The sequence below is a fragment of the Kutzneria chonburiensis genome (assembly GCF_028622115.1).
In the GTDB taxonomy this organism is placed as follows: domain Bacteria; phylum Actinomycetota; class Actinomycetes; order Mycobacteriales; family Pseudonocardiaceae; genus Kutzneria; species Kutzneria chonburiensis.
This window is the reverse complement of sequence record NZ_CP097263.1, coordinates 1,068,845-1,081,577: the sequence shown is the minus strand read 5'-3', so window position 1 is coordinate 1,081,577 and position 12,733 is coordinate 1,068,845. Positions and strand designations below refer to the sequence as shown.

The window sequence follows — 12,733 nt, the reverse complement described above, 5'->3', positions numbered from 1 at the left end:
CGGGAAAACCCTCTCCTCCGATCACCCCACCCCTGCTTTCGGACAAACGGGCCGGTGCCGGGCGGCGATGGCCGCGGTCCTACCATCGAGTCGTGTCAACCCCCTCGCTGCTGTCCCGCGTCCCCGCCCCCAGTCGCGCCGTGCAGCGCTTCATCGCCGGGGCCGCGGTCGTCGGACAGGCCGGCATCGCCGTCACCGGGGCCGTCGTGCGGGTCACCGAGTCCGGGCTCGGGTGCACCACGTGGCCGCAGTGCCAGCCCGGCAGCCTCGTGCCGGTCGCCGATCCCGTCGGCGGGCAGGTGCACCAGTGGATCGAGTTCGGCAACCGGCTGCTCGGCGGCGGGCTCGGCGTGGTGTCCGCGCTGTGCGTGTTGATGGCCCTGTTCGCGAAGCCGAGGCGTCGTCGGGTCACCGTGTTGGCGCTGATGATGCCGCTGGGTGTGGTGGCGCAGGCCGTGATCGGCGGTATGACCGTCCTCACCGGACTCCAGTGGTGGAGCGTCGCCCCGCACTTCTTGGCCTCCATGCCGTTGATCTGGTTGGCCGTGTTGCTGTTCCGTGCCGTCGGCGAGGGTGACGAGAAGCCGCGAGCGCTGCTTCCCCGGCCGTTGTTGACTCTCCAGCTGGTCCAGGCCATCACCGTCGGCGTCATCCTCATCGCCGGCACCTTGGTCACCGCCGCCGGTCCGCACGCCGGCGACATCAAGACGCCACGACTCGACATTCCGGTGTCCACCCTCGCCCAGATCCACGCCGACCTCGTGTTCCTGCTCATCGGCTCGTTGCTCGCGTTGGGCTTCGGCCTGCGGATCAAGGACGCCACCGCCGTGCAGTGGCGCCGCTACTGGACCTTGGTCGGCGTGGTCCTGGCCCAGGGTCTCGTCGGCCTCGTCCAGTACTGGACCGGTGTGCCGGACATCCTGGTCTTGGTCCACGTGCTCGGCGCGACCTTGGTGCTCATCGCCGGCGCTTCGCTGTGGACCGCCAGCCGCGACCGCGGTCCCGCGCCGGTGTTCGTGGCCGCCGAGCCGGTCGCGGCGGAGGAGCCGGAGCTGGCCGCCCGCTAGTCCCTGGCCTGCTTGAAGAACGTCAGCATCTCCTCCAGCGTCAGATCCTTGGCCGAGTCGGTCTCGGCCGCGACCTCGGCGCTGCGGGCGAACATCGTGGCCTCGTAGGCGGCCAGCGCCGCCTCGACGTCGTCCGGGTTCGCCGCGAGGGCCAGGCCCAGCTCGGCCCCGTCCAGCATCGCCAGGTTCGCACCCTCGCCGTTCGGCGGCGTGAGGTGCGCGGCGTCGCCGACCAGCGTCACGCCCGGCACACGGTCCCAACTGTGCCCAGTCGGCAGCTTGTGGTGCGGGCGGAAGACCAGCGGCGTGTCACCATCGGTGATCAAGGACCTGAGGGCCGGGGCCCAGCCGTCGAACTCCGCGGCGATCCGCTCGGTCGCGGCGGCGTTGTCGCTGAAGTCGATGGCGCCGAACCACTCCATGCTCCGGTTGAGCACCACGTAGGTGTGCAGGGTGTCGCCGCTCTCATGGTGGGCGTGGATCTCCGTGCCCCGCTGCGGAACCATCATCGAGCCGCCGCCGACCATCTGCGCGGCGGCCGGGTGCTCGGTGTCGGCGTGGTACAGGTACGTCTCGACGAACGCCGAACCCGCGTACTCCGGCGTGGCCTCGGACAGCAGCGGCCGCACCTTCGACCAGGCCCCGTCCGCGCCGACCAGCACGTCAACGGAGACCGTGCTGCCGTCGTCGAACGTCACCTTGTCGGCATCGGCCCGCTCGACCTTGCGGCCCCACTGGACCGTGCCGTCGGGCAGCGAGTCGAGCAGGATCTGGCGCAGGTCGGCGCGCTGGATCTCGGGACGGCCGCCGGTGCCGTCGTCGTCCTGCTCGAACAGGACGGTGCCGTCCGGGTCGATGATCCGCATCGCCTGCCGCCCCTCGAGGACGTGCTGGCGGAACTCGGTCATCAGACCGGCGGCCTCGACGGCGATCTGACCGTTGTGGTCGTGGATGTCGAGCATGCCGCCCTGGGCACGGGCGGTCGGCGAGGACTCGGCCTCGTAGACGGTGGACGCGATGCCGTTGACGTGCAGGACACGGGCCAGGGTGAGGCCGCCGAGTCCGGCGCCGATGATCGTGACGTGCATGGGAGTTCTCCATTTTCGGGCACGGTGGAGAGCGCCGTCCCGCGGAACGGCGCGACTGGTTGCCAGGGCTTAGAAGTGCCGGTCGAGGTCGTCGAACATGGCCGCGACGACGGGCGTCAGCTCGTCGGCCACGACGTCGTTCGGTACGCCGGCGAGCACGGCCTGACCGAGACGGTCGGTCATCAGCTGGAGGGCCTTCATGATCGCCGCGCCGTGCACCCGAGCGACGGCGGGATGCACGCCCGGCGTGGTCTCGACGATGGCCTCGGCCACGGCGTCGGCGTGGTTGTCCCGCATTTCGAGGACGTAGCGGCGGATCGTGGGGCTGCTGGCGGAGATCGCCGGCAGCTCACCGCGCGTCTGCTCGGGCGTCACGCGGCGATGTCGGTCCAGGTCGGCCTCGGCGATGACGCGCAAAGCCTGGGCCGGGCTGACGCCGGCCGGCCGGTCGCGCACCAGCTGCGGATAACGCCGGCTGTACTCCTCGGCCCGGTCGAGCACGAGGTCCTGCTTGGCCGGGAAGTAGTTGTAGACGGTCTGGTCCGACACCTCCGCCGCCCGCGCCACGTCGACGATCGACACCTGGTCGTAGCCGCGTTCGCCGAACAGGCGCGCGGCGGTCTCGACGATGTGCTGGCGCGTCAGCGCCTTCTTCCGCTCCCTGAGCCCGGCCATGCGACCAGACTAGCGGATATATTTTGGGAGTGCCAAAGTTTTGGCAGGCTAAAAGTTTCAGGTGCGGGGTGGGACCGGACGGCGCTCCCAGACGCCCGGCAGCTCGTCGGCCAGCCAGCCGTACATCTCGTCGATGTTGCGCAGCCGCTGCGCGCGCTGCGGATCGCCGCTGAGCAGGCGCAGGCCGGCGGCCGTCAGCTCGCGGGTGCCGGCCAGTGCGCGCAGCCGCCGGTCGATCATGTCGTTCCAGCCCTGCTCGTTGAGCTTGTACTCGGCCGCCTGCCGACCGCGCCGCGTGGTCTTGGTGACGACGCCGAGCTGCATGAGCAGCCGGACGTTGGTGCTGATGGAGCCGCTGCTGGCCTCCAGCTCCTCGGACAGCTCGGCGGCGGTGCGCTCGACCGGGTCGCACACCAGCAGGTAGGCCAGGATCCGCCCGCCGATCAGCGGAATGCCCTCCGGCACGAAGTGCGCCGCCATGCGCTCGATCCACGCCGACAGCTGGCTCTGCGTCGCCATGCCCCACCCCTCCCCGCCGATCAACTTCAATCGGCACTGAAGCCCCAGTGTAGGAGGTAGCAGCTAACCGCGGTCGGCGACACGCTCACGCGGTTTCATGGTCGCCGCCGCGTCGGCGTCTCGAGTGGTGACCGCGATGGCCGCGGCAAACAGCGCGAGCGTGGCGGCGGTGAAAAACGCGACTCGGTAGGCCAACGGGCCGGGACCGTCCCCGGCCGAGCTGAGGGCGGCAACGACGCTGCTCAGCGCGGCCACGCCGCCGGCTGCCCCGAGCTGCCGGCCCACGTTGTACAGGGCGGAGGCCTGGCCCAGCTCCTCCTTCTGCACGGTCGCGAACGCGGCGGTCTGCGTCGGCAGGAACACGAAGCCCACACTCACGCCAGCCATGAACATCAGGGCAATGATCGCCCACCGAGGCGTGTCGATGCCGGTCAACGCCATGCCGGCGATCACGACGGCCAGCCCGAGCAGGCCGGGCAGCTGGAGCCGGCGCGGGCCGACCCGGGGATAGATCCGGGCCACGAACTGTACGCAGAGCACCACGCCCAGCGCCTCGGGGAACGTCGTCAGACCGGATTCGAGCGGATCGAAGCCGCGGACCGTCTGCAGGAACTGGGGCATGAGGTAGAGCACGCCAAGGAACGCCGCCGAGTTCAGCACCGTCACCGCGCCGTGCGTGCGGAACGGCCGGTTGCCCACTAATCGCAGGTTCAGCAGGGGTCCGTCGGTGCGCAGTTCGACGCGGACCAAGGTGATCAGCATCGTCAGGCCGAGCAGGCCGCCGGCGATCACGTCCGGACGGGTCCAGCCCCGGTCCGGGCCCTCGCTCAATGCGTACATCGCCGCGGCGAAACCGAAGCCCGACAACAGGAATCCCCGCACATCGAAGCGGCCGGCCGTGGTGGGCCCGGTCGCGGTCAGGAACAGCAGCCCGAACAGGAAGGCCAGCACCCCGATCGGGATGTTCACCAGGAACACGTACCGCCAGGACAGCCGGACCGTGAGCAGGCCGCCCAGCACCGGTCCCGAGGCCGGCGCGATGATCGTGACCAGGTTGGTCAGGCGGGTCACGCTCATGCGTTCGATCGGCGGGAAGGCGTGCAGCATCATCGTCATGCCCACCGGCACCAGCAGGCCGCCGCCCGCGCCCTGCACCACTCGGAACAGCACCAGTTCCGGCAGGCTCTGGGCCAGGCCGCACAGTCCCGAGGCCGCCACGAACACCGCCAGCGCCGCCAGGAACACCCGCTTCGCGCCGAACCGGTCGGCCAGCCAGCCCGAGGCCGGCATGAACACCGCCAGGCTGAGCAGGTAGCCGACGACCACCGCGTGCCCCTGCTCCGGCTGCACGTCGAAGCGGCGGGCGATCACCGGCAGGGTCACGTTGACCACCGTGCTGTCCAGGATCGACATGAACACCGCTGCGACGTACACCACGGGCACGACGATCTTCTGGCTCAGCTGCGGCAAGGCTCCCCCTCCGGTCATCCCTCGTCTGGCACCTTAGCCAGCAGGACGCCGTCGGCGGACCAGCCGAAGGAGTGGGTGCGGTCCTGGGCGACCCAGCGGCGGATCTCCAGTGCTGCCCGGTCGGCGACCGGGTGGCCGGCGGGACGGGTGACGAGGTCGCTCAGCGCGAACATGTCCAGCACCCGGCCGAGGTGCCGCCAGTCCGGGCCGGCGGGGAGATGCTCGGCGAAGGCGGCGGTGAAGCCGTCGACGAAGTCGACCGGGTAGTCGGCCCCGAAGCGGAGCATGTTGGCGGCGTCGGCGTACGGGCAGCCGGCGAAGCTGAACTCCCAGTCGAGCAGGGCGGCAACCCGCCAGCGGCCGTCGTCACGGGCGACGAGGATGTTCTTGGGGTTCAGGTCGGCATGCACCAGCCGGGCGTCGCCGTCGATCGCGGCCAACGCCGGGGCGTTGGCCGCGCAGAGCTCGGTCCACGCCTTGCGGGTCGCCGCATCCAGCCGAGTGTCGGCCGCCATACAGGTCTCGGCGAACTCGGAAAGTTGTTGAGACCACGGGATTTGCGGCTGGACGGTCAGGGTGGCATCGGCGAAGAAGCCCGGACGGTCGAAGGTCACCGCGCCGACCGCCGCCGCGACCCGCCCGACCTCCGCGCCCAGTTCGGCGCCGCCGTCGAGGACCTCGCTCAACGGGGTGCCCTCGACGTACTCCAAGACCATCGCCGTCGGCAGGATCTTCAGCACCGCGGGCACCGGGACATCCCTGGCGGCAGCCGCCATGACCGCCGCCTCGATCTCATGATCGGTGCCGCCGACCCGGACGACCACGGGGCCGGTGGTCAACGTGAGCAACGAGGTCTGATGGGAGAAGCCGCCGGCCAGCACGCGCACGTCGACGACTTCTCCCCCGAGGGCTGCCGCGATCTCGTCGAAATCCACCAGCCCAGTGTGGACGGCCGCCGCGGTGTCAGCCGACCTTGAGCGTCACGATGGAGATGATCGGGTACCAGGTGCTGCTGACCTCGTAGCTCTTGCCGGGCGGCACCAGCCGGGCGGTGTCGTCGCTCGTGCAGGTGCTGTTGAGGTAGATCGTCACGGTGGAGTTGGTGTGGTTGTCGATGCCACGCGGCCCCGGGTACGGCGGCGCGAGCTGGACGCACTGGCCCGTCGTGGGGTTCTTGAGGTCGGCGTGGCTGCCGCCGATGAGGTGCACGGTGCCGGTCGCCGCGTCGGCGGTCGCGGCGGTGCCCAGCAACAGCGGAATGGCCAGGAGAAAAGCAAGTTTGCGCATTTGCCCGACGCTAGCCCGACCCCGTATCGCCGCGTTATCGCGCGGCATTCTCACGTTCGGCGAGGAACGCCTGCACGGTCACAAAAGTGGCGCCGGTCGCCCGTCCCGAGCGTCGACTTCCTCGGTCAGCCCACCTTGATCGAGCGGATGTAGACGATCGGCCACCAGGTGCCGCTGACCGCGTAGAAGCCGCCGGGGGCCACGACGCGGGAATTGTCGTCGGCGGTGCAGGTGGGGTTGAGGTACACCGTCAGCTTGGTGTCGGTGTTGTTCTCGACGACACGCGGTCCCGGGGTCGGAGTGGAGGTGTCGAAGCACTTGCCGGTCGTCGGGTTCTTCAGGTCGGGGTGGCTGCCCCCGACGAAGTGCACCGTGCCGGTGGCCGCGTCCGCGGTCACCCCGCTGGCCAGCACCAGGGGAAACACCAGAAGCAGAAGGAGTTTGCGCATGCCGCCGGACGCTAGCCGGCCGCCGTATCGCCCCGTTATCGCTTATGGCGCCTACTACACCCGGCCGGCAATCGTGGACCTGGCCGGGGATGTGACCGGCCGTCGCATTCTCGACGCCGGCTGCGGCGCCGGGCCGGTGTCGTTGGCATTGCGTGAGCGGGGCGAGATACACCGCCCAGCCTTCACCACCGCCGGCTGGAAGCCGCTTGATCATTTGACGGCCTTCAGCACGTCGAACTCGCAGCCCGGCGCCGAGGGGTCGAAGCCGTGCTGCACCAGCCAACGGGACGCCAGCAGGCTGCGCAGCGACCACCAGGCCCGGATCAGCTCCCGGTCCACGTCCCCGCCGTAGCCCGCGACCACCTCCGGCAGGCGTTCCTCGTGCCCCAGTGTCAGGGTCGCCAGATCCGCGTAGGCATCCCCTTGCGCCCCTTCCGACCAGTCCAGCACTCCCGTGATCTCGTCGCCGTCCACGAACACGTGCCTGATCTGGAAGTCCCCGTGCACGAACACCGGCGTCCATTCCCTGAACACCGTCTCCGCCAACGCCCGGTTGCGGTTGACCAACTCAGCCGGCAGGACCTCGTTGGCCGTCAGCCAATGGCATTCCACGTCCAGTTCGGCGGCAATCTCCTCCGCGCTCCGCGACTTCCAGGGCGGCAATGGCGCTTCGTGCAGCCTCTTCGCCATCGCCCCCACCGTTTCCCACGCCTGCCTCGACGCCGTCGACGGCTCCCCCAGCATGCCCAGCTCTTTCCCCTTCAGCGCCCCGAGGGCCAGCACCGGCCCTTTCCGCCACAGCACCTCCGCCGTCGGCACCGGTGCCAGCTCCATCGCCGCCACCTCCCGATCGAGCCGCCCCTCATCCGTGTCGATCTTCAGGAACGCCTCGCCCACCCGCAGCGTCGCCCGCTCCTGATGCGCCACCACAACCTCGATCTCCGCCACGGCCGCCATTGTGCAAGGGACAACGGCAGCCGTCGCGGTGTTTATCGCGGGGATTGGCGTTGCTGCCACGTGGCCCGGGTGATGTCGTACTCGACTTCGCCTTGCTCGGCGCCGGCGATCACGTCTTCGTAGGTTTCGGCGGAGATGAACGCGCGGGCGAAGGAGAGGCCGGCGGAGACCATGGTTGCCCGTGACGCGGTGTTGACGGCCATGGTCTGGGCCAGGATGCGGGTGAGGCCCAGGTCGGCGAAGCCGTAGCGGATGAGTTCCCGCGCGCCCTCGCTGGCGTAGCCCTGACGCCAACGCCGGCGCAACAGCCGGTAGCCCAGATCGGCCTCACCGGGGACGTCGGGCTGGTCCGGCCCGTGCGGTGGCTGGAGAATCCACCAGCCCACGAAGCCGTCCTCGGCGAAGCCGGCCCAGAAGCCCAGGCCGGGCTCCTTGCGCCCGGCGGCGAGGCGACGGTGATGAGCCTGCTCGGCTTCCGCCCGGGTCAGCGCCCGACCGGTGAGGTAGCGCATGACCTCGGGGTCGGAATCCAGCTCGATCTCCCACTCCAGATGGTCATCGGTCAGCGGCACGAGCGTCAGCCGCTGGGTACGCAACGTGGGCTGGGTCATGGGTCGATCTTCGCGCCGCCGGCAACCGAATAAGGCTGGTCTTGCCGACGGCGTTGCTTTGTTCTATAACTACTACAACAGCTCACCAAGGGAGGGGGTCACGTGATCATCAGCCTCGATCTGTCCAGCGACGTGCCGATCTACCAGCAGCTGCGGGACCGCATCGTGGAGGGGATCGCGGCGGGGACGCTGCCGGACGGGGAGTCGCTGCCGTCGACGCGGCAGCTGGCGGCGGACTTCGGGATCAACTTCCACACGGTGAACAAGGCGTACGACCTGTTGCGGCAGCAGGGGTTCGTGCGCCTGAACCGGAAGACGGGGGCGGTGGTCGCGGCCACGCCATCGGACGAGGCGTTCCTGGCCGACTGGACGGCCAGGGCGCGGACGCTGCTGGCGGAAGCGGTGGCGAAGGGGGTGCCCGCGCCGGACGTGCTGGCGACGTGCCGAGCGGTCCTGGCGGGCTTCGACGAACAACAAGGGGATGAGTCATCGTGACCACGACCGGTGTTGCGGTGCATCTGGTATTGACGGCTCTGGTGCTCTACGTGGCCTGGCTGACGCCGTCGCTGTCGGCCCGGACGGTCCGCTTCGGCGTCCGGGTTCCGGACGATCGGGTGGACGACCCGGTGATACAGCAAGAGATCCGGCGTTTCCGCACGACGCTGCTGATCACGGGGGTGATCATCGCGGCGGTCGGCGTCGGCCTGATCTACGCGGCGGGCGTGGCGCTGGTGCCACTGCCGGTGCTGGCCCAGGTCATCGCCTGGTATCTGATCTACTTCCGCGCCAACCGACGCATCACGGCGGCGAAGGACGAGGGCGAGTGGTTCGCGGGCAAGCGGCAAGCGGTGACGGCGGACACGTCGCTGCGCAGTGACCCGCCGAAGTTCCCGTGGGCCTGGCTGCTGCTGCCGGCGCTGGTGGTCGCGGCCAGCGCGGTGCTGGGCGTGATCCGCTACCCGGACCTGCCGGATCCGATGCCGGTGCACTTCGACCTCAACGGCATGGCCAACCGGTACGCACCCAAGTCGGTCGGCACCGTGTTCACGGTCGTGTTCATCCAAGCCGGCCTGACGGTGCTGCTGTGCGGCATCGCAGCGCTGGTGTTCCGCGGCCCGGCCGACGTGGACCCGGCTCGGCCGGCGGCGTCGGTGCGGGCACACCGGGAGTTCATCACGAGGCTGGGCAAGGGATTCATCGCCATGGCCACGCTGATCAACGTGGGTCTGCTGGCCACCGACTGGGCGATGTGGAGCGGCTCGTCCAACGTCGGCGTGCTGGTGCCGCTGACGCTCGGCCCGATCCTGGTCGGCGTTGCACTGCTGGTCGTGATCATCGTGCGGCGCAACCGCGACCACGAGCCCGACGAGCACACCGGACTGTCCCATCGGGACGATGACAGCAACTGGATCGGCGGCATCCTCTACCGCAATGCCAACGATCCGTCCTGGTTCGTGCAGCGGCGCTTCGGCTTCGGCTGGACGGTCAACGTGGGCAACCGGGTCGCCCTGGTCACCTGCGCCAGCCTGACGATCGTGGTCGTCGCGCTCGGCCTGCTCCTGCCGCTCATCCTGCGCTGAGGGGAGATTTTCCGTGCACAGCTTGGTAATCGCGGCCTTGGTCGCCACCACCGTCACCCCCGCCAACGGCGTCGCCGCCGTGGACCGGGAGATCACGTTCCAGTCGGACGGCGTCACCGCGCACGGCGCGCTGCACGTGCCCGCGCACCGCCACGGCGACCGGCTGGCCGCCGCCCTGTTGCTGCCAGGCAGCGGTCCCACCGATCGCAACGGCAACCAGCTTCCCGGCCTGCAACCCAACACCTTGGCGCTGATCGCCGATGCCTTGGGGCAGGACGGCATCATGACGTTCCGCTTCGACAAGTACGGCAGCGGTCCCAGCCGCACCCTGCCGCCGGCCGGCACCGACTACAGCGTCTTCATCCGCCAGGCCGACGCCGCTTACGCGACCTTGCGCCAGCAGCCCGAGACGAACCCGTCGGCCATGCTCGTCGTGGGCCACAGCGAGGGCGGCATGAACGCCATGCTGGTCGGCACCTCCGTGTGGCCACGTCCGGCCGGTCTCGCCCTGTTGGCCCCGCAGGACGGCCGTATCCTCGACATGATCGCCATGCAGGTCGACGCCCAGCTCGACGCCGCCCTACCGCCCGACCAGGCCACCGTCCAAAAGGGACTGATCGCGACCTGGGTCTCCGACTACCGTGCCGGTCGACCCGTCAGCACCACCGGCATGCTGCCGTCCATCGCCTCGCTGTTCCAGGTGCTCGAAGCCCAGGGCGACTTCCTCCGCGCCGACGACGCCATCTACCCACCCGACGTCGCCCGCCGGATCCCGCGCGGCACAAGGATCCTCGTCACCTGCGGCACCGCCGACGCCAACGTCCCGTGTTCAACCCTGCCGCCGCTGCTCGACGCCTTGCACGGCGAGCACCTGGTCACCCTCGACGGCCTCGACCACTTCTTCCACCCGGCCGGCAGCCCCGTCGACAACCAGCCGCTCGCCCCGGCCTTGCTCGCGGCGCTACACCAATGGGCCCGCCCCTGGGCACAGCACTGAAGGTGGGAAGGGGCTTTCCCGCACTCGGAGTGCGGGAAAGCCCCTTCCCAGCTAATACGTCAGACCTTCGGGGCGGCCATGCGGCGGCGGTGGCGGGGGCCGATCTTGGCGGCGGCGGTGGTGTCGCGGTCCCACTCGGCGGCGTGCAGGTCAGTGGTGGCGACGAGGGCGTCGCCGGCCTCAACGGAGGGGACGATGATGTCGCCGAGGGCGCCGTCGTGGCCGACGAGGACGACGCGGGCACCGGCACGGCCGAGGCGGGAGACGATGGCGCGGGTGGGACGACCGTGGGCGGCGACGAAGGCCTTGGCGGAGGAGACGGCGCGGCGTGCAACGGTGGTCGACTCGGACATCACCCGAGCATATGGCCAGGCAGGCGACTAGATTGGGCGCAGTGACGCTCGTTACCTCATTTCTCGACTGGTACCTGCCGGCCCATCCGATCGCGGCGGCGAGCCTGGGGCTCACCGAGCACGAGGGCACGCTCGGCGACTTCACGGAGAACGGGTTCGTGGCCCGGCAGCGGGAGCACGACCAGTGGCTGGCGCGGTTCACGGAGGCGCGGCCGCCGACGGACTTCAGTGCTCTGATCGACCACGAGCTGGTGCTGACGCACCTACGCCGAGAGCGGGCGATGGCGGACTGGCCGTCCTGGCGGCGTGACCCGGCGCTGTACGTGGGCCTGCCGATGCAAGGCCTGTTCGGCACGTTCCAACACCGCCTGCAACCAGAGCCGGAGCTGGTGGCCTCGGCGCTGAGCCGGCTGAAGGAACTGCCGGGCGTGTACGCGGCCTGCCGGGCGAACCTGGACGTGGAGCAGGCGTCGCCGCTGATCGTCCGCCGAGCCCTCAACCAGTTGCGCACGACCCGCGCCTTCCTGACGGAAGTGCTGCCGGGGGCGGTGGAGAACGAAGGCGACCGGGCGCGCATGGCCGAGGCGGGTGCGCGAGCGGCGGACGCGGCGGAAGAGCTGGCCGTCTATCTGACGGACTTCGCCGAGCGGGCGATCGGCGACTGGCGGATGGGCGAGAAGCTGTACTCGACCCTGCTGACCGAGTGCGAGCTGCTCGGCTACGGCGCGGGCGAGCTGCTGACCAGGGGCGTCGCCGCCTGGCAGGCGCTGGACGCGGAGGCGACGGAGCTGGCCGGCGGCGACTGGCGGGCCAAGGTGCGCACGTTCCAGGACGACCACGCGGCGTCCATGGACGAGCTGCTGGCCGACGTGACCACGGAGACGGAACGGGCCCGGCAGTTCCTCAAGGACCACGACCTGGTCACCTTCGCCGAGGGCGAGGAGTGCAAGGTGGTGCCCTCACCGTCGTTCCTGCGGCCGCTGTTCGTCGTCCCCTTCTACGGCGCGCCGCCGGCGATGACCACGTCCCGCGTCGGCTTCCACTTCGTGCCGTTCACGCCGGATGACGCCACGCCGGAGCAGGTGGAACAGCGGCTGCGCACCAACTCCCGGGCGTCGCTGCCGACGCTGGCCGTGCACGAGGCGTATCCCGGCCACCACTGGCACTTCTCGTGGCACGCCGGCAATCCGCGACCGGCCCGCAAGGTGTTCCGCACCCCGTACTTCGCCGAGGGCTGGGGCCTGTACTCGGAACACATGATGCGCGAGCAGGGGTACTTCGCCGACCCGGCGCACGAGCTGGCGCACCTGGACTTCCGGCTGTTCCGCGCGGCCCGGATCATCGTGGACACCGAGCTGCACTGCGGCGACATGACCCCGGCGCAGGCCGAGGAGTTCATGACCACGAAGTACACGCTGACCGCCGGCACGGCCAAGGGTGAGGTCGACCGGTACTGCGCGTGGCCGACGCAGGCGCCTTCTTATCTGACCGGGGCCATGGAGATCGAGGCGATCCGGAACGAGTTCCTGGCCCGCGGCCTCGGCAGCCTGAAGGAGTTCCACGACCGCATCGCCGGCTCCGGCGCGCTGCCGCTGGGCCTGGCCCGTCGGGTGGTGTTGGAACAACCCGGGGAGCACGCTGGTTGGCGCTAAAGTACGACTTCCATCGAACAGGAGTGTG

Annotated in this window: 15 protein-coding genes and 1 pseudogene; 6 read left to right on the top strand and 10 right to left on the bottom strand. The window is 70.0% G+C overall.

All coding sequences use genetic code 11. The features are described from left to right. Positions 1–92: 92 nt before the first annotated feature. Positions 93–1,067 carry a COX15/CtaA family protein gene (locus M3Q35_RS05120; protein ID WP_273940451.1) on the top strand — a complete coding sequence of 325 codons (975 nt, stop codon included), beginning with the start codon at positions 93–95 and terminating at the stop codon, positions 1,065–1,067. On the opposite strand, the gene M3Q35_RS05115 is transcribed toward M3Q35_RS05120, so the two are convergent. The 7 genes from M3Q35_RS05115 to M3Q35_RS05085 all read right to left on the bottom strand — a co-directional run bounded on the left by M3Q35_RS05115 (position 1,064) and on the right by M3Q35_RS05085 (position 6,555). Further along, on the bottom strand, positions 1,064–2,155 hold the full coding sequence (locus M3Q35_RS05115) for an FAD-dependent oxidoreductase (RefSeq protein WP_273940450.1): 1,092 nt from the start codon (positions 2,153–2,155) through the stop codon (positions 1,064–1,066). The two genes, M3Q35_RS05120 and M3Q35_RS05115, sit on opposite strands and share 4 nt — an antisense overlap. Positions 2,156–2,224: 69 nt before the next feature. Then, a complete protein-coding gene (locus M3Q35_RS05110) occupies positions 2,225–2,830 on the bottom strand; it encodes a TetR/AcrR family transcriptional regulator (protein ID WP_273940449.1) in 606 nt (201 codons plus the stop codon). A 57-nt stretch (positions 2,831–2,887) separates the two neighbouring features. Continuing rightward, on the bottom strand, positions 2,888–3,349 hold the full coding sequence (locus tag M3Q35_RS05105; protein ID WP_273940448.1) for a GbsR/MarR family transcriptional regulator: 462 nt from the start codon (positions 3,347–3,349) through the stop codon (positions 2,888–2,890). Positions 3,350–3,412: 63 nt separating this feature from the next. Then, the gene (locus tag M3Q35_RS05100) at positions 3,413–4,837 is read right to left on the bottom strand and encodes a DHA2 family efflux MFS transporter permease subunit (RefSeq protein WP_273940447.1); all 1,425 of its coding nucleotides are present in this window, start codon (positions 4,835–4,837) and stop codon (positions 3,413–3,415) included. Then, complete coding sequence (locus M3Q35_RS05095; RefSeq protein WP_273940446.1) at positions 4,834–5,754, bottom strand: phosphotransferase family protein; 921 nt, start codon at positions 5,752–5,754, stop codon at positions 4,834–4,836. The genes M3Q35_RS05100 and M3Q35_RS05095 overlap by 4 nt, the downstream gene beginning before the upstream one ends. Positions 5,755–5,782: 28 nt before the next feature. Then, a complete protein-coding gene (locus M3Q35_RS05090; protein WP_273940444.1) occupies positions 5,783–6,106 on the bottom strand; it encodes a hypothetical protein in 324 nt (107 codons plus the stop codon). A 125-nt stretch (positions 6,107–6,231) separates the two neighbouring features. Then, on the bottom strand, positions 6,232–6,555 hold the full coding sequence (locus M3Q35_RS05085) for a hypothetical protein (RefSeq protein WP_273940443.1): 324 nt from the start codon (positions 6,553–6,555) through the stop codon (positions 6,232–6,234). A gap of 49 nt (positions 6,556–6,604) precedes the next feature. On the opposite strand from M3Q35_RS05085, the pseudogene M3Q35_RS05080 reads away from it, so the two are divergent. Further along, a pseudogene (locus M3Q35_RS05080) lies at positions 6,605–6,724 on the top strand (SAM-dependent methyltransferase); the annotation flags it as partial. A 41-nt stretch (positions 6,725–6,765) separates the two neighbouring features. On the opposite strand, the gene M3Q35_RS05075 reads toward M3Q35_RS05080, so the two are convergent. Further along, positions 6,766–7,512: a phosphotransferase family protein gene (locus M3Q35_RS05075; protein ID WP_273940442.1), complete on the bottom strand. Its 747-nt coding sequence runs from the start codon at positions 7,510–7,512 to the stop codon at positions 6,766–6,768. A gap of 32 nt (positions 7,513–7,544) precedes the next feature. Then, complete coding sequence (locus tag M3Q35_RS05070) at positions 7,545–8,123, bottom strand: GNAT family N-acetyltransferase (RefSeq protein WP_273940441.1); 579 nt, start codon at positions 8,121–8,123, stop codon at positions 7,545–7,547. A gap of 102 nt (positions 8,124–8,225) precedes the next feature. On the opposite strand from M3Q35_RS05070, the gene M3Q35_RS05065 reads away from it, so the two are divergent. From M3Q35_RS05065 to M3Q35_RS05055, 3 genes are read left to right on the top strand one after another with little or no spacing between them, the layout of a single operon-like run. Next, positions 8,226–8,618: a GntR family transcriptional regulator gene (locus M3Q35_RS05065; RefSeq protein ID WP_273940440.1), complete on the top strand. Its 393-nt coding sequence runs from the start codon at positions 8,226–8,228 to the stop codon at positions 8,616–8,618. Next, the gene (locus tag M3Q35_RS05060; RefSeq protein ID WP_273940438.1) at positions 8,615–9,703 is read left to right on the top strand and encodes a DUF1648 domain-containing protein; all 1,089 of its coding nucleotides are present in this window, start codon (positions 8,615–8,617) and stop codon (positions 9,701–9,703) included. The genes M3Q35_RS05065 and M3Q35_RS05060 overlap by 4 nt, the downstream gene beginning before the upstream one ends. 13 nt (positions 9,704–9,716) lie before the next feature. Beyond that, a complete protein-coding gene (locus M3Q35_RS05055; protein ID WP_273940437.1) occupies positions 9,717–10,700 on the top strand; it encodes an alpha/beta hydrolase in 984 nt (327 codons plus the stop codon). A gap of 59 nt (positions 10,701–10,759) precedes the next feature. Here M3Q35_RS05055 and M3Q35_RS05050 read toward each other — a convergent pair whose 3' ends face one another. Then, positions 10,760–11,053: a hypothetical protein gene (locus M3Q35_RS05050; protein WP_273940436.1), complete on the bottom strand. Its 294-nt coding sequence runs from the start codon at positions 11,051–11,053 to the stop codon at positions 10,760–10,762. A 41-nt stretch (positions 11,054–11,094) separates the two neighbouring features. Between M3Q35_RS05050 and M3Q35_RS05045 the strand changes: the two genes are divergently transcribed. Next, positions 11,095–12,705, top strand: a complete 1,611-nt coding sequence (locus M3Q35_RS05045) for a DUF885 domain-containing protein (RefSeq protein WP_273940435.1) — start codon at positions 11,095–11,097, stop codon at positions 12,703–12,705. The last annotated feature ends 28 nt before the right edge of the window (positions 12,706–12,733 follow it).